The sequence below is a fragment of the Klebsiella sp. WP8-S18-ESBL-06 genome (genome assembly GCF_014169755.1).
In the GTDB taxonomy this organism is placed as follows: Bacteria; Pseudomonadota; Gammaproteobacteria; order Enterobacterales; family Enterobacteriaceae; genus Kluyvera; species Kluyvera ascorbata_B.
The window spans coordinates 821,527-844,341 of the sequence record NZ_AP022256.1 but is presented as its reverse complement, the minus strand read 5'-3'; the positions used below and the strand labels follow the sequence as shown (position 1 = coordinate 844,341).

Genomic DNA, 22,815 nt, shown 5'->3' with positions numbered 1-22,815 from the left:
ACAGGGGGAGCGTCGGGCTATGATTTTTTCGCGCTGTATACGTCTTCGCCGGAGAATGTCGGCTCGGCCCAGAAGTTGATATTAAACTGCGCATCGTCGGTCATCTCGATACGGTGCCAGTACTGCGGAGGACTGGTTGCGAAGCTGCCAGCGTTGATGACCACTTTCACTTCCGGCTCGGTTGCCTGCTCGTCGGCGAAACCATAGTAGGTCACGGTCCCTTCCATCACGCACAGCTGACCAAAAATGCCGGCGGCAGTATTGTGGTGGCTCAGCAGCGCCGCAGGAACATTATCTTTGGTAAAAAACGGGGTTGAACGTTTGATGGTCCAGTTTTTCGGGATTCTGCGATGGCTCATATTCACCTCCAGCTCTATAAGATGCATTTAAAATACATCTTATAATTTTACCTGTAAAGCCATTTTGATAATAAATCTCATTATCAAATGAACAACATTCTTCGTCAGCCATCACACTTTTGCACATCGCCATTTGTCGACAATCGACATTTATATACAATTTAAATGTCGAAAAACAACAGAGGCTACGCATGAATCCGCTCGCTTTTACCATCTCGCAAGAACAGAACGTCGATACCTGCCACCTGGCTGACCTGCCGCTGGCCGAAATGCTGTCGCTGCTGAACGAACACGACGCTCGCGTACCGCAGGCCATTAGCCGCGTGCTCCCGCAGGTTGAACAGGCTGTACGGCTGATTGTCGCGCAGATGAAAAGCGGTGGCCGGCTGTTTTACGTCGGCGCCGGTACCAGCGGTCGCCTGGGCGTACTGGACTCCGCCGAATGCCCGCCAACCTTTGGCACCGACCCGGATCGGGTACAGTCGGTCATTGCCGGTGGGCTGGACGCCATGCTGCGCGCCGTGGAAAACGTCGAAGATGACACCGAAGCATCGGTAGCCGAACTACGCGCTCGCGGGCTGAACGCGCAGGATGTTGTTCTCGGTATTGCCGCCAGCGGGCGCACGCCGTTCGTGATGTCGGCGCTCGACTACGCGCGCCAGATTGGCGCAAAAACCATTGCCCTCACTACCCGTGGCCCAGGTCTCATCTCGCAGCAGGCAGATGTCGCGGTAGCCCCGGACGTCGGAGCCGAAGCGCTGGCCGGTTCAACACGGATGAAAAGCGGTTCCGCGCAAAAAATGCTGCTCGGAATGATCAGCACCGCCACCATGATTCAGCTGGGACGCGTTCACGGCAACCTGATGATTGACGTTAAAGCCTCCAACGAAAAGCTGCTGCGCCGGGCTGAACATATGGTGGCGCAGATTTGCGATGTCGATAATGCCGAGGCGCAATCGCTACTACGCCCGGTGAACTACAACGTACGTGCGGCGGTGCTGAGCAACCTGCTGAATCTCTCCCCGCAGGCAGCGCTGGCGTTAGCCGCTCAACCCTTTGTCGCCCTAAAAGATCAGCTATTATCAGGAGCCGCTCATGGCCAATAAAATAGAACATCTGGAGCATATCGCTGACGCCATTGAGGAACATATTGGCGGCTTCGACAACGTCGTCACGCTGACCCACTGTATGACCCGCGTGCGCGTGGTGCTGCGCGATCGCGGCCGGTTTAACGCCGAAGCGCTGCGTAAAACCGACGGCGTGAAGGGCGTGGTAGACGCCGGGGAGCAATTCCAGATTATTGTCGGTGCGGGTACCGCCTCGAAAGTGACCGGCATCCTGACCAAACGCCTGAATCACGCCGGCGTCACGCCAGCGGTAGACGACAATGTGCGTAAACCCTTCTCCATTCGCCGCAGCCTGAATATCCTGGCCGCCATTTTTGTCCCCACGATCCCCGCGCTGATCGGCTGCGGGCTGATCCTTGGGCTGGTCAACGTCTGCCGCTTGATTGGCCCCGAGTTTGTCGCCAGCCATCAGGATCTGTTTGCGCTACTGACGGTGATGGGTAAAGCGGTCTTTACCGTACTGGCGGTGATGATCGGCATGAATACGGCGAAAGAATTGCAGGCCTCCCCCGCTATCGGCGCGGTGATGGCGGCAGTGCTTGCCGCGCCGGATCTGGCCAATATTAAACTCTTCGGCAGTGCGTTGACGCCGGGCGGCGGCGGGATTTTCGCCGTGCTGCTGGTCTGCGTCTTTGCGGCAAAATTTGAGCTGTGGTTCCGTCGTTACTGCAAAGAGAGTCTCGATCTGATTTTAACGCCGATGGTCACGATCCTTGTGTCATCGCTCGCCGCGCTGTTGATTCTCCAGCCGCTGGCGCACGCGGTAAACCAGTGGCTGGGCGATCTGGTGGCGCTGTCTTTGCTGAATAACTCCGCGGGCTCGGTCGCCGTTGGCGCGCTGCTCGGCGGCGGCTTCCTGTTCCTGCTGTTGACCGGCTTACACCAGGGGCTGATTCCGATTCATGCGCAGATCCTCGACACGTTCGGGCTCAACTATCTGTTCCCGATTCTGGCGATGGGCGGCATGGGTCAGGTTGGCGCAGCGGCCTACGTTTATTTGAAAACGAAAAATCCGCGCCTGAAAAAAACCATCTCCGGCGCGTTACCGGTCGGCATCATCGGCGTCGGCGAGCCGCTGCTGTTCGGCGTCTCTCTGCCGCTGGGTAAACCGTTTATCGCCGGCTGCATCGGCGGCGCGGCGGGCGGCGCAGTGATGGCGGCCTGCAAAGTGGGCATTATCATTCCCTTCGGCACCGCCGGGCTGTCGCTGCTGCCGCTGGTTGGCGCCGGACAAATTCTGCCTTTCCTGCTGGCGGTACTCAGCGCATGGATTGTAGGTTTCATCGCCGCCATGATCCTGGGCTTTACCGATCCGCAAGAATAGTCATAATCAGGCACTGGGCGCACCGCGCCCTTTCCCACGACGAGAGATAAGGTACGTAATGGAATCGATCATCAGCAAAATTCAGGCCCTGGCAAATGCCAAAACCAGCGGCGATCGTCGTATCTCGACATTCCTGATTGCACGAAATTTTGATATTTCCGATCTCAGCGCTACCCGTATGGGGCAAGAATTGGGCATCAGCGACTCGTCGGTTATTCGCTATGCCAAGGCGCTGGGCTGTAGCGGTTTCCCCGAGCTGAAGCTGCGGCTTGCCGCCGCCAGCCGCCCCCAGCAAACCGCTGGCCGGCAGGAAATCTATGAGGGTATTGAGGCGGACGATCCCACCGATCTGATGATTGAGAAGGCCAGAGTACTGTTCGCCAGTAAGATCGAACGGTCGCTGGATCTTCTCGACGCGCCCATTATCGACACCTGCGCCCGGAGACTGATCGACAGCCGTAAGATCGTGCTGGTCGGTATTGGCACCTCGGCGCTGATCGCACTGGATATCAACCACAAGCTGATCCGCTGCGGTCTGAACGTCCAGTTCAACTACGATTACCATACGCAGATTGTGCAGGCTTCTCTGCTACAGCCCGGCGACGTCCTGCTGGCGGTATCCGCGCGCGGCGAAACGGCGGAAGTGGTTGAGGCGCTAAGCCTGGCCCGCGAGCGCGGGGCGCACACGATGGCGATTACCCGCTACGGTAAAAACAAAGTTAGCCAGCTTGCTGAATATGTGATCCCCTATTGCTATAGCGAGGCGCACGAGAAGCTCGGTATGGTCACGCCGCAAATCTTACAGATGATCGCCTTCGATATTCTGTTCTTCCGCATCAACAGCCTGGTCTCGCCGGACAGCATGTCCACCGCGCTGCGCACCATCGATCGACGCCAGCAAAAAGGCGGCACGTCATGAAAATGGGCAAAGATCCCGACTACCGATTTTCGCTCGCCAATGAGCGCACGTTCCTCGCATGGATACGGACAGCGCTGGCGTTTCTCGCCACCGCAATCGGCGTCGATATCTTGCTGCGCGAGCATCATCTGGGGGTCATGCGTCACGGCCAGTGGCTGGTTATTCTGCTCGCGCTGGTCGCCATTTTCGCCGGTGGCTGGGCGTTTTTGCGCTGGTATCAAAACGAAAAAGCAATGCGGCTGGAACAGGCTTTTTGCTATAGCCGCAGCCTATCGCTATTGACTGGCGTACTGATGCTGCTGGGCGCGCTGGTGATTGGCCTGGCGCTATGATCTCGCGCGACCCAGGGTTACAAAAAGAGCGCACCCAGCTTTCCTGGGGGCGCAGCTCGTTGGTACTGGCGGCGATGGTGATGATGCTGGTCAAGCTCGGCGCGTTTTCTGCCTTTCAACTGGCGCTGGTCCTGATAGGGCTACGGCTGATTCTGGGTGCCGTCAGCGCCCGCAAAAAGGAGCTGGCCCAACCGGAAATCTGCGTCAACGCGCGAGTGATTGGCCGACATTTATGGCTGTCCCTGAGCGTGGTACTCGCCGGTATCTGGTTCCTGTTGCACCGCTAGCGAGCCGACGCTTTAGCAATCACCACCGGTACGCTTTTATACGCTGGCGTCAGGCTTTGGCTGTCTACCGCGTCCAGCGAGAGCAATACATTGGCTTCCGGCAGATAGGCGCCGAGCGATCCCGCTGCCATACTGTAAATCACCACGGTCAGACCGTACATCGCGCGATCGACGCTCGGCGTTCCGCTCTCATCCAGCGCCTGGATGTTAATCACGTCGCCTTCCGCCAGCCCGCGCGCGTCGGCTTCCTGCTGGCTTAAAAACGCCACATCGCGGCGGCCGCTAATACCCCGATAGCGATCGTTCATACCATAAATGGTGGTGTTGTACTGATCGTGGCTGCGCAGCGTTGCCAGCACTAAGGCTTCGGCGGGCTGCTGCTCGCGCTCGACGGCGCGCCGCTGGCTGACCACAAAATTGGCCTTGCCCGTCGACGTATGCCATTCGCGGCGCGATGCCGGCGTATCCATACGGAAACCACCCGGCGCGACAATGCGGGCATTGTAATCGGCGAACGCCGGAATCACGTCGGCAATCGCTTCGCGAATCAGGTCGTAGTTGCCCACCAGCGCTTCCCAGTTGACCGGCGAGTCCGGCAGCGTGGCCCGCGCCAGCCCGGCGACAATGGCCGGTTCCGACTTCAACCAGCGCGAGGCCGGTTTGAGCGCACCGCAAGAGGCGTGCACCATCGACATGGCGTCCTCCACGGTGACAGACTGAATGCCGCCTGCCTGTATATCGCGCTCGGTGCGGCCCAGCGCCGGTAGCAGATAGTTGTGCTGTGCCATCAGCAGATGCGAGCGGTTCAGCTTGGTCGCCACATGAACCTGGAGATCCAGCTTTTTCATCGCCTCAAAAGTACGCTGCGGCTGCGGCATCGCCACCGCCAGGTTACCGCCCAAGCAGATCAGCGCCTTCGCCTCGCCGCGTTCAATCGCGCGAATGCTCTCTACGCTGGCGCGCCCGTGCTCACGCGATACCTGAATACCAAAGCGTGCTTCCAGACGCTGAAGGAAATCCTCTGAGGCGGCTTCGTTGATGCCTACCGAACGATCGCCCTGCACGTTTGAGTGGCCGCGCAGCGGGCAAATTCCCGCGCCGGGTTTGCCAATATTTCCCTTCAGCAGCAGCAGATTGATCAGCTGCTGAACGTTTTCGGTGCCGTTCTTATGCTGCGTGATCCCTAAGCCATAGCAAATGATGGTGGCGTTAGATTTATCATAGCGGTAGGCAAGATCCTCCATCTGGCTGCGGGTCAGGCCGGAATCCTGCTCCAGATCCGCCCACTGGCAGCGGTGCAGATCATCATACAGCGCCTGATAGCCGTGGGTATGCTCAACCAGAAACGCGCGGTCGAGGCACGGTTCCTGGCCAAGCAAAATACGGGCTTCATCCATTTCAATCAGCGCTTTCATCACCCCTTTTAGCAGCGAGGCATCGCCGCCCATTTTGACCTGATAATAGTCATGGCTGAGCGCCGTGAAATGGCCTTTGAACATGTCGGTCGGGCTTTGCGGGAAACTAAAGCGTTCCAGGCCACGCTCTGCCAGCGGGTTGATCGCGATGATGCGTGCGCCGCGCTGCGCAACTTCCCGTAAGGTGCTCAGCATACGCGGGTGGTTAGTCCCCGGGTTATGACCAATACAAATGACCAGCTCGCAATGTTCAAAATCCGCCAGCTCAACGGTGCCTTTGCCCAGGCCAATCGCCTGCGTCAGCCCGACGCTGGTCGGCCCATGGCACATGTTGGAGCAGTCAGGGAAGTTGCTGCTGCCGTATTCCCGGGCAAAAAGCTGGTACAGAAACGCCGCTTCGTTGGAGGTACGACCGGAGGTATAAAACTCGACCTGCTGCGCAGAGGCATAGCTGCGCAGGCGCGCGCCGATTTCCGCGAAGGCCACCTGCCAGTCAACCGGCTGCCAGGTATCGCTTTCACGATCGTACTTCATCGGATGGGTTAACCGGCCGCTGTTTTCCAGCTCATAGTCACTGTATTGCCACAGTTCAGCGACGGTATGCTGGCGAAAAAATTCCGCCGAGGCTTTCTTGCTGGTCGTTTCCCAGGAAACGGCTTTTACGCCGTTCTCGCACAGCTCCATCGGCGAACGATGGCCCGGGTCAGGCCAGGCGCAGCCGGGGCAATCAAAGCCCTTCACCTGGTTCATGCGGAACATGGCGATAATATCGCGCGCAACGGCCTTTTGTGAAAATACCGAAGCGGCGACCGCTTTCACCGCCCCCCATCCCCCTGCCGGCCCTTGATAACCGCTTACACCCGGAACGCCGTTGTTCATTTTTACCGCTTATTTTGTACGCCCTTTCAATAGCGAATACGGTAGCAAGTTCCCTTGCCTAATGATTTCCTCTTCACGGGGTACGGTGGGCGTACGCTCAACGGGTTAGTGCGCTGCCCCCAACGGGTGGCATAGCGCGCGCGTTTTTGCCTGGTCATGACGTAAAACACGCACGGACTCCACATGAAAAAAGGGGTTGATCTGATACGAACAACCTCTTATTTTCTTGTCTCTTTTTTCACTGGGCCCTGTGATGTCGACGATGACAAAATCGAACGCGTTGGTAAGCAGCAGAATAATAATAAAAATAAGCTGAGGAATTTCTTATGTTGTTATTTATTGGCACCGCCGCCGTCGCCTTTCTGGCATCGCTGATGCTGATCTGGCTTGACGACAGAATTGCCGAACCGGAATAAATTCGGGGAGGGGGTTCCGCGCCAGCCATTGGCGCGGAATATCAAATACTACAGTGACTTAGCCAGACGTTCTACGGCGGTCATCAGCCCGTCTTGCGACACCGTTGAGTAGGATAAACGCAGCGTGCGGGTATCCGGATTGTCGTTATAGAACGCTTCACCCGGCACATACACCACGCCATTTTCCAGCGTTTTTTCCAGCCATTTCATGGTATCAAACGGATAGCGAAAACGCGCCCACAGGAACATCCCGCCTTTCGGACGACTGAATTCCAGATGCTCGCCCAGACGACTTTCCAGCGCGTCGGCCAGCGCATCGCACTTCTTACGGTAATCTTCACGAATCAGCGCGATCTGGCTTTCCAGGCGATTCATGGTGAGATACTCCGCGGTAATCACCTGTGACAGCATGTTGGTATGCAGATCCGCCGCCTGCTTCACGATCACCGTTTGCTGTGCCAGCCAGTCCGGCATCACGATCCAGCCGATACGCATTCCTGGCGCAAGAATTTTCGAGAAGGTTGAGGTGTAAACCACGCTATCTTCACAGCCCAATTCCAGCGCGTGCTGGTACAACGGGCGTTGCACTTCGTCCGTAAAGCTGATTTCACCGTACGGATCGTCTTCAATAATGACAAAGTCATACTGCTTCGCCAGCTCAACCAGACGGCGGCGGCGATCGTCACTCAGGGTTTTGCCGCCCGGGTTGCCGAAAGTGGGCACCAGGTACACGGCTTTAACCCGCGTGGCCGCCAGCCGTTCGGCGAGCTGTTCTACCAGCATTCCGTTGTCGTCGGTATCAACGCTCAGAATATTGGCCTGCGCCAGCTGGAACACCTGTAGCGCCGCCAGATAGGTCGGGCGTTCAACAACAATCGTGTCGCCCGGATCGAGCAGGGTGCGCGCCACGATATCGAGCGACTGCTGCGAACCGGAAGTGATGTAAACATGGCTTGCCTGACAGGCCACGCCGCGCGCCTGACACAGTTCGCTGACGGCCTGACGCAGCGGCGGATAGCCTTCGGTCAGCCCATACTGGAACGCATCGTTGAAGCGTTCGCGCATCACCTTCTGCACCGCCAGCTCCAGCCCTTCGGTATCAAAAAGCTCCGGTGCCGGAATGCCGCCGCCGAGCGAAATAACGCCGGGCAGTTTACTGTGTTTGAGGAGTTCGCGGACGGCGGAGGGTTTAAGCTCCCGCGCGCGGGCGGCGAGTCGCCTGTCGTGCATACTATGTTCCTTTTCTGTCTTGTTGTTGTGTTGATTGCAGGCTTTCTTTACGTCGGCCTGATAAGCGAAGCGCCATCAGGCAACCCAACACAGATTGCCGGATGGCGGCTCCGCCTTATCCGGCCTGCTTGCCTTTATTCGTTATCTTTAATGACCACCAGCGGTTCGATATCACTCTCTTTTTTTATCACCAGAGAATCATCGCCGCGCAGGCAGGTGCCGCCGTAGTTACCGCCGACGGTAAAGGTACATACCTGAATATATTTTCCGGCCACGTTTGGCAAGCACCAAAGTTGCTGGTAAATATTTTTCCGATCGACGAATTTCCCGCTGGTCTGATCCAGCAGCTGGTCGTGGCCGCTGACCAGATCGATATTGCTGCCGCAGCGCCCGGAAATCGGCTTAATGGCGTAGCCCGTTTTCGCCAGATGCTCGCTGACTTCAAAGTCGGTATCCAGCAGGTATGGGTGGTTCGGGAACAGTGACCACAGCACCGGGAGGATCGCTTTGTTGCCGGGGATCACCGTCCATAGCGGTTCAAAGACCATCACTTCCGGGCGTAGCAGCACGTCGATCAGGCGGACTTCGCCATCAGGGCTGCCGGTACGAATCGGCACCGCCGCGTACTCGTCTTCGCTGACCTCGCGCACCTGCTCAATGGCCGTTTCCCATGCCCAGGTTTTCCACACGCAGTTCACCAGCCGTCCGTCGCCGTCAATCAGTTGGCCGGCAGCATCCCAGTGCAGTTCATCAAGACCGTGAAGAATTTTGCTCTCAAAGCCCGCCTGCTCCAGCGCACGCTGCATAAACTGCGCGTGGTAGTTCTCTTCCAGATCCTTGTCCTGCATGATGTGCACGAACGGTCGTGCCAGGCTGTGCTTCCACGCGCCGACCAGCTCACCCAGCAGATCTTCCGCTGGGTTATGACCGTTGCCGCGATAGCCGGTTTTCAGCCACTGTTCGAGGATCAGCCCGCCTTCGGTATGACAAGAGGCGGAGTCGGCGTTGTACTCGTACACCTTCAACCCGCGCTCATCCATGCAGAAGTCCATGCGCCCGGTAATCATGTCGTGGCGGCGGCGCTGCCACGAAAGGCGCAGACGCGGCCAAAGAATTTTCGGAATATCAAACAGCGCCAGCAGGTTATCGTCGCGCATGACTTTATCGGTGGCGTGGAGATACATCAGATGCATCTCATTAGTCGCCTTGATGAGCTCCTGCTCCGCGCTCTCGGTCATGGTGAAGTACTGGTACGGATCGCGGTTAATCACGTGGCCGTTTGCCGCGATATAGGCCTGCTGGAGCGAGTCTTTTTCGTTCAACCATTCACCGTCGAACTGACCGTGGTTGTCGAGGCGTGCGCCGCCCAGCTTCAGCGCTTCACCGGCAATGGCCGGCTGGGGCAGGCTGTAACGCGCATCGTCGGTCTGGATCATCCAGCCCAGAATCGTCGTGTCGTCGAAGGTATCATGCAGCGTGTAGTGCCCGTCTTTTACTTCCAGCGTCAGCTCGCGCGTCCACTGCTGCCCTGCCGGCAGCGGCGAATGCAGCACGTTCTGTTCGGCGATACGCACCTTATTTCCCAGCAACTGGGTAATCACCGCCACGTGGCCGGTTTCGTTAAACTCGCCGCCTTTCTGCCAGATAAGCAGCGAGCCGACGAGCGGCGGGCGACGGGAGCCGTTGGCAAAAGCCTGTAGCGGCAGGATGGCGTCGTTCACCACCTGGCGCAGATAGCGCAGGGAGAAGATTTCATAGGCCATGCTGACGTCGGTGAAGACAAAACCGTAGGTGATAAACAGGAAGCGGCGGGCAAACTCAACGCACTGCCATTTGTGGCCCATGTATTCGTTATCAATGTAGCTACGAAACGAGGCGTCGTCAGGCATGTCGCCCGGTTTTAAGCTGCTGTAATTCGAAGAGTAAATCGCTACGCCACCCGGCGCATACCCCAACAACGTGCCAAATGGGGCGTCACTATTGGTACTTCCCGTGCTCATGAACCTTCCTCAAACGCGCGTCGCGATTTTTATCGCCCCGCACGTTGAAATTAATCCAACAAAAGTGGATTAATCATACACCCGTGCAGGCGAGGATGGCCGCTACGGAGGAAAAATATTCATCTGAAAAATGGGCATCCACAATACCTGGCGGTTTCAGTACGCGGGATGCGCGGCAGGTTAGCGCGGATTTTTGCCTGAGGCTGCTAAACTTGATTGTCCAAACACATCATCAATATAAGGCGAGCGATTATGTCAGAGAACACCTATCAGCCACCCAAAGTCTGGGAGTGGACGCAAAACAGCGGCGGCGCATTCGCCAATATTAACCGCCCCGTCTCCGGCGCAACGCATGAACAGACGCTGCCGGTTGGCCATCATCCGTTACAGCTATACTCCCTCGGCACGCCGAACGGTCAGAAAGTCACTATTATGCTTGAGGAACTGCTGGCACTGGGCGTTACGGAGGCTGAGTACGATGCGTGGTTAATCCGTATTGGTGAGGGCGACCAGTTCTCCAGCGGTTTTGTCGAGGTGAACCCGAACTCGAAAATCCCGGCGCTGCGCGACCACTCGACCACCCCGCCAACCCGCGTGTTTGAGTCCGGCAATATTCTGTTGTATCTGGCGGAAAAGTTTGGCCACTTCCTGCCAAAAGATCCGGCAGGGCGTACTGAAACCCTTAACTGGCTGTTCTGGCTTCAGGGCTCTGCGCCGTTCCTCGGCGGCGGCTTTGGCCACTTCTACAACTATGCGCCGGTGAAAATTGAGTACGCAATCAACCGCTTCACGATGGAAGCCAAACGCCAGCTCGACGTGCTGGATAAACAGCTGGCACGCGGTCGCTACGTGGCGGGCGAAGAGTACACGATCGCCGACATCGCCATCTGGCCATGGTACGGTAACGTGGTGCTGGGCAACGTGTACGGCGCGGCGGAGTTCCTCGATGCCGAAAGCTACAAGAACGTAATGCGCTGGGCGAAAGATATCGCCAGCCGCCCGGGCGTGCAGCGCGGCCGCATGGTGAACCGCACCAGCGGCCCGTTGAATGAACAGCTGCACGAGCGGCATGACGCTAGCGATTTTGACACCAACACGGAAGATAAGCGTCAGCAGTAGCGGCGTTAATCGGGCGCTCTGCGCCCGGTTTTATTGCCCTTCCAGACGGTATCCCGCCATAAAATAACGCACGGTAGTACTGGAATCGTGCTCTCTGAAAAAATCCATGACCATCTCTTTGTCGAGGCCATAGCGCCGCGTCAGAATTCCCGCTTCCCAGGCGCTCAGCTGGCGGTCCCCCGTCTTCTCAAACATCCGGTGCGAAAATCCCAGCACAAACCCGCGTTTATAATCGGTGCAAAAACCAATCACTTTTTGCGCGCTGTCGGCATAAGGCGCCTTCAGACCCGCGATCAACCCTTTGCCAAAATGGTTATCCATCGACGTCTCCTCAATCGTTATATATAAAATTATATAGCGATTTTTTAAGCGATGCCTAGCGCTATTTCGGCGCTACCCCCAAAGGGGAAAGCCGCGCCTTTTCGTGCGCCAATTCGCGGCAGTGTGATCGCGACGACGGGCGGCCTGGCGTAAAGCCAGTATTCTGGAAACAGCGTTTCAAAAAAAGAAGGAGAAACTATGGCCTGGCAAGCAAACCCAGCCCGTTATGAAGACATGCAGTATCGCTACTGCGGCCGCAGCGGTTTACAGCTCCCTGCACTGTCCCTTGGCCTATGGCACAGTTTTGGCCACATCCACGCGTTAGAAGGCCAGCGCGCGCTGCTGCGTAAAGCCTTTGACTGCGGGATCACCCATTTCGATCTGGCGAATAACTATGGCCCGCCGCCGGGCAGCGCCGAAGAGAACTTTGGCCGCCTGCTGAAGGAGGACTTCGCCAGCTACCGCGACGAGCTGATCGTCTCCACCAAAGCCGGATACGATATGTGGCCGGGGCCTTATGGTTCCGGCGGCTCGCGCAAGTATCTGCTGGCAAGCCTCGACCAGAGCCTCCAGCGGATGGGGCTGGACTACGTCGATATTTTCTATTCTCATCGCGTTGATGAGAAAACGCCGATGGAAGAGACCGCCAGCGCGCTGGCTCAGGCGGTACAGAGCGGTAAGGCGCTGTACGTCGGCATATCCTCTTACTCATCTGAGCGTACGCAGGCGATGGTCGCGCTGCTGCGCGAGTGGAAAATCCCCCTGTTGATTCACCAACCTTCTTATAACCTGCTCAACCGCTGGGTCGATAAGAGCGGTCTGCTGGATACGCTAGCGGACAACGGCGTCGGCTGCATCGCGTTTACCCCGCTAGCGCAGGGGCTATTGACCGGCAAATACCTTAACGGCATTCCGGACGGTTCGCGCATGCAAACGGAAGGCAAAAAGGCGCGCGGCCTGACGGAAAATATGCTGAGCGAAAGCAACCTCAGCAGCCTGCGCCTGCTCAACGAAATGGCGCAACGGCGCGGGCAGTCGATGGCGCAGATGGCTCTAAGTTGGCTGCTGAAGGACAGCCGCGTGACATCCGTGCTGATTGGTGCCAGCCGGCCGGAACAAATCGAAGAGAACGTGAAGGCGCTGGCGAACCTGAGCTTCTCAGCAGAGGAACTGGCGCAGATTGACAAGCATGTCGCCGATGGGCAGTTGAATTTGTGGCAGGCGTCGTCGGATAAGTAAGCGCGCCCGGGAGTATCTGTAGGCCTGATAAGCATAGCGCCATCAGGCATTTCGGCGCACGCTGCCGGATGGCGGCGTGAACGCCTTATCCGGCCTACATGTCGTGCATATCGCCACAGCCGCACCGGGAGTATCTGTAGGCCTGATAAGCGTAGCGCCATCAGGCATTTCGGCGCACATTGCCGGATGGCGGCGTGAACGCCTTATCCGGCCTACATCACGACTTTTTCCCGCGGGTCAGGCTATCGAGATAGCCCATCACAAAGGCCGACAGAACAAAGGTCAGGTGAATAATCACGTACCACATCAGTTTGTTATCCGGTACGTTTTTAGCGTCCATAAACACCCGCAGCAGGTGAATAGACGAGATAGCAACAATCGACGCCGCCACTTTATTCTTCAGCGAAGTGGCATCCATTTTGCCCAGCCAGCTCAGCTTCTCTTTGTGCTCGCTGATATCCAGCTGCGAGACAAAGTTTTCATAGCCAGAAAACATCACCATCACCAGCAGGCCACCCACCAGCGTCATATCCACCAGCGACAGCAGCGTCAGGATCAGATCGGCTTCCGCCATGCTGAAAATGTTCGGCAGTACATGCAGAATCTCCTGAAAGAACTTCAGGGTCAGGGCCAGCAGCGCCAGAGAAAGACCGAAATAAACCGGGGCCAGAAGCCAGCGCGATGCGTACATCGCATTTTCCAGAAAGCGTTCCATAATGTCCTGTTTTTGAGTCAGATTCGCCCTAGTATATCTCAATCAGGCAACATCACATCAACACTTCAGATCACACATCATGTGTGCGGACAAACGGTCGCTGTAAGTCCGGCCACACCAGCGCCACCAGCTCGGGATAGGCCTCCTCGGCAAACTCCTCGTAGCACTGCTGCAGGCCAAGCACCACCGGGTCAACGTCGGTGACCCGCTCGCCTTTCAGGCAGCGGCGCTTAATCTCATCGTAATATTCATAAACTGCGCCGTTGAGATTGCGACAGCGTTCCTGCGCTTCAAACAGGCCAGGGGTCTCTTTCAACCGTTCGGTGGACATACGCTTAATCGTCGACTGGACAAAATCGATATATTCATGATTAATACGCCAGTACCAGGCAGGCGTGATCCGACTCATCAGCGCGGCAAAATGGTTTTCGCCTTCGTCTTTGTCCAGCGGTGCCGCCGCCGGGGAGGGAACGGTTTCATTATTGGTTTCAGATGTTTCGTTATTTTGGCCATACATAAAAATTAAAATAACGACGGTAAGTAACAGCAACAGCATCACAAAATAAATAATACCGCTCATGGCTTTCTCCACTTTTTTTGATTTTAAAAGTGCACCATGTTAATGTCAACGAACCTCACTATAATAAAAAACACGCCCCAGCCATTCGACAAACGACGCCTATATGATTGCTGAAACCCTTATCCCAGCCCGTTTCTGCATACCGGCATTGGACGCAGAAAACAAGGATGCACAGGCCAGCCAGGGGGGCGAGCCTGAGAAAGTCTCGCTCGCGTTCTGGCAGGACGACGTCTTGATTGGCGGCGGCCAGTCACGTAACCCGCTGCTGGAAGAGCGCGATCGTCATATAAAAGACAGGTTATATCGTATTGCAAAAATTGAAGCTTTTGCACTTATGCTAAATAACCTGGTGGTTCAGGGGGAGATCTCCGCGCTGGAGCTAAGCCAAATTATGGAGATAAAAACCCAGGAGATAAATGAAGACGGTAATAAAATCTGGCTTAATTTAATGACCCAGGAAAGAACCGTTCCCTTATTTTATAATCTGACGGATAAGTGAACATGAAACTTGTCGATGTTAGTGCGGCTAATATACCGTTAAGCCCACAGATCAGTGATGAGACTATCCTTCAGCGTAATCTCCAGACGTTACGCGAGGAAAAAAACTCCGAAGGACGGCGTATTTCCGGCCTCTCTGAGCCTATCCCCGCGGCGCTGGTCAAGATGAAGTGGCAGCATCGCCACGAAATATACGCCTACCAGGTAAAAGAAGAGATTCTGGGCGCCGCGCTGTGTGAAGTGATGGCCCGCTACCCGCACCTGCGCGACAAAATTCTGGCACATACCGAATCCTGCTATCAGCACGTGCTGAACCGCGAGGCCGCGACCCTTGAGATCAGCCGCGGCCTTGCAGATGGTGATTACCGCACTTCAAACGTGATCCTGAAGACCGAAAAAGAGGGCGAAAAACGCCCGGATCAGCCGATTATCTCCATGGCGAAGTGATCGAACGCGCAGTGACCCCGACGCTCGTGTTCCTCCAGCGACACCGCCAGCAGCCCCACTTTTGCCCCCACCCATTTGCCCTTACCGGCGGCGAAAGGCTGAGACAGCGTCTGCCACGGGGAGCTTTCCTCACGCCAGGCAAAGCGACAAATGCCGCCGTAAGATACGTCGACTTTTAGCGCGCAGGCCGCAACCTCAAGCTGGGCCACCGTCTGACGATGCTCACGGACAACGCCCGCATCGCTCATCCAGCCCGTCACCCATAGCAACTGATACGCTGCACCGCGTTTTTCCAGCAGCAGCGCGGCATAGCGCTCACCGTAAACGATCAATCCACCGGCATCACCGCTGGCACCATCGCACAGCTTCAGCGAGGTTTCAGCGCTGAACCGCCAGGCCGGGAACTTTTGCAGCAGCAAATTGGGCTGCCAGTAGATGCTGCGTTTCGTTTCCGGCTGCGGCAGCGAGACGCAGCGGAGATTCAGCGTATTCGTCCCCGGCAGCAGCCAATGCGAGTTTGGGTTCGCCTGCCACTGCCACTGTAACCCGGGTAAACCAGCGGTAAAGTTATCGCTGGTTTGCGGCCTTATCGTCGGCGACGGCGACAGGCTGGCCGGGCGCGGCCAGCGTAGTACCGGCTGCCCTTCTCCATCGTCCCCCAGCGGTTCTCCCAGACGCGGCCAACCGTCAGCCGCCCAGCGCATCGGCTGTAAATGCACAACACGGCCATAAAGATGCGCGTCCTGGAAATGAACAAACCAGCACTCGCCGTCGTCGAGTTCAACCCAACCGCCCTGGTGCGGACCGTTAACCGACGTATTGCCCTGGAACAGCACATTCTTCACCACCCAGGGACCGGTCATACTGCGAGCGCGCAGCACCGTCTGCCAGCCGGTTTCCACGCTGCCCGCCGGAGCGAAAATATAGTACCACTCGCCGCGCTTGTAGACCTTTGGCCCTTCCAGCGTCGGCTGGTCGCAGCAACCGTCGTAGATAATTTGCCCTTCGCCGCGCAGCGTTGTGCCGTCTGGCGCCATGGCAAAAAGTTGAAGCTGATGCTTGATTCCGCTGCGGCTATGGGCGAAAGCATGCACCAGCCAGGCGTCGCCGTTGTCGTCCCAGAACGGACAGGGGTCAATCCAGCCTTTGGCGGGCTGCACGCAGTGCGGCGCGCTCCACTGGCCCCACGGGTCATCGGTGTGACACATAAAAATGCCTTCATCCGGCGTGCTGAAAAAGACCCACAGCTTATGGTCATGCCAGCGAAGAGAAGGGGCCCATACCCCTTTTCCCGGCTGGTATTCATCATATCCGGCCAGCGGTAACGCCTGGAAAACGTGGTTGATAATCTGCCAGTTGATCAGGTCAGTCGAGTGCAGTATCGGCAGCGCAGGCATATGGTTAAAGCTGGATGAGACCATAAAGAAGTCATCGCCAACCCGTACAATGTCCGGGTCTGAATAATCAGCGCAGAGAATGGGGTTCTGGTAGTCATTCGGTATCATTTCATCTTCCTCAGGCTTTATGCAAAACGCCGCTGACGGTTTCAGGCTCAGCGACGGTCGCCGCCTGTTGGCGCGCGGAAAGATCGCGCTGGATGGTCGCCATTGCGCGGTCGTCCAGCGTATAGAAGCGCGACAGCCACCACAGCACCAGATAGGAAAGCGATGGCCCCAGCGTTAGCAGGCCAACAATGCCCATGGTCGCCATCGGCGTTTGTTCAGCCACGCCAGCCTGATAGCCAAACAGCCCCAGCGAAAAGCCGACCACCGCGCCCGCGACCGCCATGCCCATTTTGAGCGCAAACAGGTTGCCCGAGTACGAAAGGCCGGTGATGCGACGACCAAACTTCCACTCGCCGTAGTCGGCGGCGTTGGCCATCATGTTCCACTTAAACGGTTGATACATTTGATGGAAGAAGCCCACCAGGAAATACAGCGGGAACACCACCGGCAGCCAGGTCGGCGGCACAAAGAACATCACGACGCCCACCGCCACCAGCAGCAGGTTGATGTTTTTAAACAGCGACACCGCACGATAGCGCTTCGCCAGCCAGCCCGCCGCGAGGCTGCCGACAATGGTGCCGACCACGCTGGTTGACACAAACGCCGATTTCATCGCCGTACCGGCGGCAGACTCAACGCCGCCCATCATCAGGTAGGTGGCGTAATACAGCGTCGCCGCGCTGCGCATCACCCCAGCCATACTGGAAAAGAAGGTAATGATTGCCACGATCCGCCACTGATCGTTCGCCAACAGCGAGCGCAGATCTTCACGAATACTCCCCTGCTGTTCCACCGCAGGCGCCACGCGCTCGTTGGTGGAAAAGAAACAGAACGCCAGCATCACAATGGCGATCGCCCCCATAATGCCCATGGTGGCCTGAAAGCCGAACTGTTTGTCTTCTTTGCCCAGATAGTCCACCAGGAACAGCGTGGCGACTGAAACCATCAGCCCGGCGATCGACGAAATGGTAAAGCGGTAGGACTGCGCCGACAGGCGATCTTTTTCATCGCGGGTGATAACACCGCCTAACGCGCAGTACGGAATATTGATAAAGGTGTAACACAGCATGAGTAAGGTGTAAGTCAGGTAGGCGTAAACCAGCTTACCCGATGCGCCAAAGGCGGGGGTGGTGAAGGTCATCACCGCCAGCACGGCGTAGGGAATAGCGAACCAGATAAGCCAAGGGCGGAAGTGGCCCCAGCGGGTTTTCACCCGGTCGGCAACGATGCCGGTGAGCGGGTCGGTAATCGCGTCCAGCACGCGCGTTACCAGGAACATCACCCCCACCGCCGCCGCGGAGAGGCCGTAAATATCGGTGTAAAACCAGGTTAAAAACATCGTGACCGATGAATAGACGATGCCGCAAGCAGCATCGCCCATGCCGTATCCCAGCTTTTCGGTGAAAGACAATTTCCTCTCGTTTACCATGCGTAATTCCTCCTGAATTGAAGAGGCTTCAATGTAGGAGGATGAAAATGGCAATCCTATTGTCATTTTTCATACTGGCATTACGTTTTCTGGCAACTGCGAAAGTTGTCACATAACTGGACGATTTGTCATACACCTTTCGATTTTGTGAGCCTACACCAGCCTGAATACCGAAATCGCCGACTTCAGTTCCCCGGTTTGCTGCTGCTGCTGATGCGCCACCTGAATAGTTTGCGCCACGTGCTGTGCGTTCTCCTGCACGCTGGCATCAATGTGGGCAATACTGCCCTTCATCTGGAGAACGCTGGCGCGCTGCTGGTCGCTCATGGATGAAAGCACGTCGACGCAGGATTGCAGACTATCAATGTTGCTGATGATCGCCGCCATGGTTTTCCCGGCCCGCTCAACCTGCTCACTCCCCTGATGCGTACGCTCGACTGAGGCGGAAATGAGCTGGCGGATATCGCGTGCAGCGCCTTCACAGCGGAGCGCCAGCGTGCGCACTTCGGCAGCCACGACGGCAAACCCTTTGCCGTGCGCGCCGGCTCTGGCCGCTTCAACGGAAGCATTGAGCGACAGAATATTCGTCTGGAAGGCGATGCCGTCAATCATCTCCAGAATGCCGCTGATCTTTTGCGATTCATCACGGATGTGCGTCATGGACGCCATCGCCGCGCGGATATTCTCTCCCCCTTCTCGCGCTACGCCGCTGGCCTGCTCTGCCAGCGATCGCGCTTCGCTGGCCTTCTCGCTGGTGAGCGAGGCGGCGGCGGCGAGCTGTTCCATGGCGCTGGCGGTGACTGCCAACGAACGCGCCTGGCTGTCCGTACGTTCAGACAGCGCCGTATTGCGCTGCAGCAGCGTTTGCGATGCATCCAGCAGTTGAGAAACGTTGCCGCTGACCTGCTCCAGCGTCGTTCGCATGGCGTCGAGCGTCAGGCTAAAGGTACGGGCAAAAGGCGAACGGCTGGTTTTGCTGTCGCGCTCAAGCGTCAGGTAACCCGACTCGCGGTTAATCACCGCCGCCAGCTTCGCCACCTCGCTAGCCGAGCGAGCATCCTGCTCCATGCGTACTGCCAGAAAGACCAGGAATACCGTCTGCACGACCACAAACAGGCCGTGCATAATCACCATATGCAGGCCGGGGTGCATAAAGACGGCAATATGAAATAAGCCATATTGCTGTAAATAATTAAACACCAGATGATGCAGCGCAATCACCGCCGCGCCCATAATTAACGGCCGCCAATCACGCCAGGCCAGCAGCGCAGAGAGCAGTACAAATACCGAAAAATGATATTCAGTTTCCCCTTCACCAAGCTGAATAAGTAGCGCAGAGTAGGCCATCAAAATAACAGCATAAACCAGCCGGGCGATCAGTCTGCCGGAGAAAAGCAGCGTCATGATGGTGCCAAGGACAGTCAGACAGCTTGCCACCAGCAACGCCAGAGCAGGATTATCATGGCGCCATCCCACCGCGAGCGAAATAAACCACATAACCCAAACCAGCACCAACAGCAGGCGGTCCGCCCTCTGACGAATTGTCGATAACGAGATGAGGTCACGATGCGTACCTTCAGCTTGTCGCAAAGATATTATGGCCATGATAATGTCCGTCCGCTGCAGGTTTATATATTATTGTTAGCGTTCAGAATTAAGCGTAGAAAGGTTATTTCAGGCTAGCCACTCTAACGTTAAAAATATATAACGCGAATGAAGCACTGCTAAATAACATTTAAATATCAGCAGAAATGCCGTGCAGAAAATAAGACTTAAGATAAATATGATATTACCAGGGAGATATAACGGATGGCGCAGAGCGCGCCATCCGGTGTGATTATTTTTTCGCGACGGTCTCTTCGCCAACCAGGCCAATCTTCAGATAGCCCGCCTGATGAAGCGTATCCATAACCTTCATCATCGTTTCATAGTCCACCGTTTTATCGGCGCGGAAGAAGATGGTGGTGTCTTTCTTGCCTTCCGTCAGCGCTTCCAGCGCCGTGACCATGTTGTCATCGGTGATGGGATCATTACCGAGGAACATCGATTTATCCGCTTTCACCGACAGGTAGACCGGTTTTTCCGGGCGTGGCTGCGGTTGGCTAGAAGACGCCGGCAGATTCACTTTGACATCGACGGTCGCCAGCGGTGCGGCAACCATGAAGATAATCAAGAGCACCAGCATGACGTCGATAAACGGCGTCACGTTGATTTCATGCATTTCGCCGGTGTCGTCCAGATTTTCATTAAGACGCATTGCCATGGGGCATTAACCTACTCGTAATTTCTGGGCGGTACGGACCGGATGCACGCCGCTGGCGCTGAGATCCAGATCGCGACTCTGCAGCAGCAGAACCTGGGCGGCCACATCGCTAAGGTTGGCCTTGAAGCCGCCGATGAGACGCGCGAAGACGTTATAAATCACCACCGCCGGAATCGCGGCAAACAGGCCAATCGCAGTCGCCAGCAGGGCTTCTGCGATACCCGGTGCCACCACCGCCAGGTTAGTGGTTTGGGTCTGGGCGATACCGATAAAGCTGTTCATGATGCCCCATACGGTGCCGAACAGGCCGACGAACGGAGAGATAGCACCGATGGTCGCGAGGAAGCCGTTACCGCGTCCCATGTGACGGCCTACCGCCGCAACGCGACGTTCAAGGCGGAAACCGGTACGTTCTTTAATGCCTTCGTTGTCTTGCGAACCGGCCGAAAGCTCGAGTTCGTTCTGCGCTTCATTAATCAGCTGGCTGCTCAGGCTGCGGGCGTCGAATGCGGCGGCCGTTTCGTGCGCCTGATTGAGTGAACGCGCATCGGCTAACAGCTTCTGTTCGCGCTTGAGGCGGCGCTTATGAGAAATGAGCTCGGCGCCCTTGCTGAAGAAAATAGCCCAGGTGACGACGGATGCCAGTATCAAGCCAATCATGACCACTTTAACCACGATGTCGGCATGATGATACATACCCCAAACGGAGAGATCCGCCTGCATCAAATTATTACCCACTGTGTATCTCCAGGACATAAATCACAAAATCTGAGACCAATAATATCAAAACAACGTCGAATTGATAGTAGTTCTCATTAGTATTTACATATTGACTCAAATCACACTTATTTTCCTTGCGCTTACGCAGTAAAAAAGTTTTCTGCGCGCTTTTTGGCAAAATTTTCTCCTGTATGCGTTTGCAACGCGCCATCGCATGAACAATCGTGATAGTTTAGACGTCCAGACGTATAAAAACAGGTAGACCCAAGATGGCAGACAAGCACCTTGATACCGCGCTGGTTAACGCCGGACGCAGCAAAAAATACACCCAGGGATCGGTAAACAGCGTGATTCAGCGCGCCTCTTCGCTGGTTTTCGAGACCGTTGCCGCCAAGAAACAGGCAACCCGTAACCGCGCCAACGGCGAGCTGTTTTATGGCCGTCGCGGGACGCTCACGCATTTCTCACTCCAGGAGGCCATGTGCGAGCTGGAAGGCGGCGCCGGCTGCGCGCTCTTCCCCTGCGGTGCGGCGGCGGTCGCCAACACCATTCTGGCCTTCGTCGAGCAGGGCGATCACGTCCTGCTGACCAACACCGCCTATGAGCCGACGCAGGATTTTTGCACCAAAATTCTTGGCAAGCTGGGCGTAAGCACCGGCTGGTTCGACCCGTTGATTGGCGCCGACATTGCTGGCCTGATCCAGCCCAACACCAAAGTGGTGTTCCTGGAATCACCGGGTTCGATCACCATGGAAGTGCATGACGTACCGGCGATTGTTGCCGCCGTGCGCAGCGTTGCGCCCGAGGCGATCATCATGATCGACAACACCTGGGCGGCGGGGATTCTGTTCAAAGCGCTCGATTTCGATATCGATATTTCCATTCAGGCCGGCACCAAATATTTAATTGGTCACTCAGACGCCATGGTCGGTACGGCGGTAGCCAATGAACGCTGCTGGGCGCAGCTGCGCGAAAATGCCTACCTGATGGGTCAGATGCTCGACGCGGATACCGCCTATATGACCAGCCGCGGCCTGCGCACGCTGGGCGTGCGCCTGCGCCAGCACCATGAAAGCAGCCTGAAAATTGCCGAATGGCTGGCACAGCAGCCGCAGGTGGCGCGCGTTAACCACCCGGCGCTGCCGGGCAGCAAAGGCCATGAGTTCTGGCAGCGCGACTTCACCGGCAGCAGCGGCCTGTTCTCCTTCGTTTTGAATAAACGTCTGAATAACGATGAGCTGGCGCAGTATCTCGATAACTTTTCGCTGTTCAGCATGGCGTACTCGTGGGGCGGCTTTGAATCGCTCATTCTGGCCAACCAACCGGAAGAGCTCGCCAGCATCCGCCCTGAAGGTAAGATTGATTTTGAGGGCACGCTCATCCGCGTTCACATCGGCCTGGAGAACGTTGACGATCTGATTGAGGATTTAGCGGCAGGATTCGCCCGCATCGTGTAACATAGCCGGGCCCGGCATGGTCAGTGCCGGGCGGGTTAGCAATGTTTTTGGCGCAGCCTACGGCGGCGTCACCGATGTTGAGAACAGTCGGTTCCCGAGTGCCCTCGTCGCCAGGCGTAAACAAATTTCACGTGATTGTCAGCCAGGCTGAACAATACGGCTTCATTTGTTGCGTCCGGGATCAAGGTGTTCTTAAGAATTCGGGCGTACAATAAGTGAAAACGCTGTTCCACA

The 22,815-nt window shown here is 56.6% G+C and carries 22 protein-coding genes; 10 read left to right on the top strand and 12 right to left on the bottom strand.

Translation table 11 applies throughout. The features are described 5' to 3' along the window. Positions 1-17: 17 nt before the first annotated feature. Complete coding sequence (locus H7R76_RS04100; protein ID WP_106929735.1) at positions 18-359, bottom strand: TehB family protein; 342 nt, start codon at positions 357-359, stop codon at positions 18-20. Between the two features lie 191 nt (positions 360-550). Here H7R76_RS04100 and murQ point away from each other — a divergent pair, with 191 nt between their 5' ends. Genes murQ through H7R76_RS04075 form a run of 5 tightly spaced genes read left to right on the top strand, consistent with a single transcriptional unit; the run spans position 551 to position 4,348 of the window. Continuing rightward, on the top strand, positions 551-1,465 hold the full coding sequence (murQ, locus tag H7R76_RS04095) for an N-acetylmuramic acid 6-phosphate etherase (RefSeq protein WP_106929733.1): 915 nt from the start codon (positions 551-553) through the stop codon (positions 1,463-1,465). Next, complete coding sequence (locus H7R76_RS04090) at positions 1,455-2,810, top strand: PTS transporter subunit EIIC (RefSeq protein WP_182967027.1); 1,356 nt, start codon at positions 1,455-1,457, stop codon at positions 2,808-2,810. The genes murQ and H7R76_RS04090 overlap by 11 nt, the downstream gene beginning before the upstream one ends. Positions 2,811-2,868: 58 nt before the next feature. Continuing rightward, positions 2,869-3,729 carry a MurR/RpiR family transcriptional regulator gene (locus H7R76_RS04085; RefSeq protein WP_182967025.1) on the top strand — a complete coding sequence of 287 codons (861 nt, stop codon included), beginning with the start codon at positions 2,869-2,871 and terminating at the stop codon, positions 3,727-3,729. Beyond that, positions 3,726-4,061 (top strand): YidH family protein, encoded by a 336-nt coding sequence (locus tag H7R76_RS04080; RefSeq protein WP_106929727.1) that lies wholly within the window; start codon positions 3,726-3,728, stop codon positions 4,059-4,061. The genes H7R76_RS04085 and H7R76_RS04080 overlap by 4 nt, the downstream gene beginning before the upstream one ends. Next, a complete protein-coding gene (locus H7R76_RS04075) occupies positions 4,058-4,348 on the top strand; it encodes a DUF202 domain-containing protein (protein WP_106929725.1) in 291 nt (96 codons plus the stop codon). The genes H7R76_RS04080 and H7R76_RS04075 overlap by 4 nt, the downstream gene beginning before the upstream one ends. On the opposite strand, the gene H7R76_RS04070 is transcribed toward H7R76_RS04075, so the two are convergent. From H7R76_RS04070 to gss, 3 genes are all read right to left on the bottom strand, one after another. Next, complete coding sequence (locus H7R76_RS04070) at positions 4,345-6,642, bottom strand: FdhF/YdeP family oxidoreductase (protein ID WP_182967023.1); 2,298 nt, start codon at positions 6,640-6,642, stop codon at positions 4,345-4,347. The genes H7R76_RS04075 and H7R76_RS04070 overlap by 4 nt on opposite strands. A gap of 464 nt (positions 6,643-7,106) precedes the next feature. Beyond that, entirely contained in the window at positions 7,107-8,288 is a 1,182-nt protein-coding gene (locus H7R76_RS04065) for an aminotransferase-like domain-containing protein (RefSeq protein WP_182967021.1), read from the bottom strand. Positions 8,289-8,422: 134 nt separating this feature from the next. After that, positions 8,423-10,288, bottom strand: a complete 1,866-nt coding sequence (gss, locus tag H7R76_RS04060) for a bifunctional glutathionylspermidine amidase/synthase (protein ID WP_106929719.1) — start codon at positions 10,286-10,288, stop codon at positions 8,423-8,425. A gap of 252 nt (positions 10,289-10,540) precedes the next feature. On the opposite strand from gss, the gene yghU reads away from it, so the two are divergent. After that, a complete protein-coding gene (yghU, locus tag H7R76_RS04055) occupies positions 10,541-11,407 on the top strand; it encodes a glutathione-dependent disulfide-bond oxidoreductase (RefSeq protein ID WP_106929717.1) in 867 nt (288 codons plus the stop codon). 30 nt (positions 11,408-11,437) lie between these two features. Here yghU and H7R76_RS04050 read toward each other — a convergent pair whose 3' ends face one another. Then, positions 11,438-11,728 carry a DUF2623 family protein gene (locus H7R76_RS04050; RefSeq protein ID WP_106929715.1) on the bottom strand — a complete coding sequence of 97 codons (291 nt, stop codon included), beginning with the start codon at positions 11,726-11,728 and terminating at the stop codon, positions 11,438-11,440. Positions 11,729-11,926: 198 nt separating this feature from the next. Between H7R76_RS04050 and H7R76_RS04045 the strand changes: the two genes are divergently transcribed. Next, complete coding sequence (locus H7R76_RS04045; protein WP_182930021.1) at positions 11,927-12,967, top strand: aldo/keto reductase; 1,041 nt, start codon at positions 11,927-11,929, stop codon at positions 12,965-12,967. Positions 12,968-13,184: 217 nt separating this feature from the next. Here H7R76_RS04045 and H7R76_RS04040 read toward each other — a convergent pair whose 3' ends face one another. Together H7R76_RS04040 and H7R76_RS04035 are read right to left on the bottom strand one after the other, a co-directional pair. Continuing rightward, a complete protein-coding gene (locus H7R76_RS04040) occupies positions 13,185-13,682 on the bottom strand; it encodes a TIGR00645 family protein (RefSeq protein ID WP_106929711.1) in 498 nt (165 codons plus the stop codon). A 70-nt stretch (positions 13,683-13,752) separates the two neighbouring features. After that, positions 13,753-14,262 (bottom strand): ESA_00282 family adhesion-associated protein, encoded by a 510-nt coding sequence (locus H7R76_RS04035; protein ID WP_182928514.1) that lies wholly within the window; start codon positions 14,260-14,262, stop codon positions 13,753-13,755. 103 nt (positions 14,263-14,365) lie between these two features. On the opposite strand from H7R76_RS04035, the gene H7R76_RS04030 reads away from it, so the two are divergent. Together H7R76_RS04030 and H7R76_RS04025 are read left to right on the top strand one after the other, a co-directional pair. Continuing rightward, on the top strand, positions 14,366-14,761 hold the full coding sequence (locus H7R76_RS04030; protein WP_106929707.1) for a hypothetical protein: 396 nt from the start codon (positions 14,366-14,368) through the stop codon (positions 14,759-14,761). Between the two features lie 2 nt (positions 14,762-14,763). Further along, a complete protein-coding gene (locus tag H7R76_RS04025) occupies positions 14,764-15,207 on the top strand; it encodes a cytoplasmic protein (protein WP_182930020.1) in 444 nt (147 codons plus the stop codon). Here H7R76_RS04025 and H7R76_RS04020 read toward each other — a convergent pair. From H7R76_RS04020 to exbB, 5 genes are all read right to left on the bottom strand, one after another. Beyond that, positions 15,180-16,712, bottom strand: a complete 1,533-nt coding sequence (locus H7R76_RS04020; RefSeq protein WP_182967019.1) for a glycoside hydrolase family 43 protein — start codon at positions 16,710-16,712, stop codon at positions 15,180-15,182. The two genes, H7R76_RS04025 and H7R76_RS04020, sit on opposite strands and share 28 nt — an antisense overlap. A 10-nt stretch (positions 16,713-16,722) precedes the next feature. Beyond that, positions 16,723-18,141, bottom strand: a complete 1,419-nt coding sequence (locus tag H7R76_RS04015; RefSeq protein WP_182930018.1) for a glycoside-pentoside-hexuronide (GPH):cation symporter — start codon at positions 18,139-18,141, stop codon at positions 16,723-16,725. Positions 18,142-18,294: 153 nt separating this feature from the next. Beyond that, positions 18,295-19,746 (bottom strand): methyl-accepting chemotaxis protein, encoded by a 1,452-nt coding sequence (locus H7R76_RS04010; RefSeq protein WP_182930017.1) that lies wholly within the window; start codon positions 19,744-19,746, stop codon positions 18,295-18,297. Positions 19,747-19,978: 232 nt separating this feature from the next. Next, positions 19,979-20,404 (bottom strand): TonB system transport protein ExbD, encoded by a 426-nt coding sequence (gene exbD / locus H7R76_RS04005; protein WP_106929701.1) that lies wholly within the window; start codon positions 20,402-20,404, stop codon positions 19,979-19,981. Positions 20,405-20,410: 6 nt separating this feature from the next. After that, positions 20,411-21,142, bottom strand: coding sequence for a tol-pal system-associated acyl-CoA thioesterase (gene exbB, locus H7R76_RS04000; protein ID WP_106929699.1), 732 nt, complete (start codon positions 21,140-21,142; stop codon positions 20,411-20,413). 251 nt (positions 21,143-21,393) lie between these two features. Here exbB and metC point away from each other — a divergent pair, with 251 nt between their 5' ends. Further along, positions 21,394-22,581 (top strand): cystathionine beta-lyase, encoded by a 1,188-nt coding sequence (metC, locus tag H7R76_RS03995; RefSeq protein ID WP_182928513.1) that lies wholly within the window; start codon positions 21,394-21,396, stop codon positions 22,579-22,581. Positions 22,582-22,815: the final 234 nt, after the last annotated feature.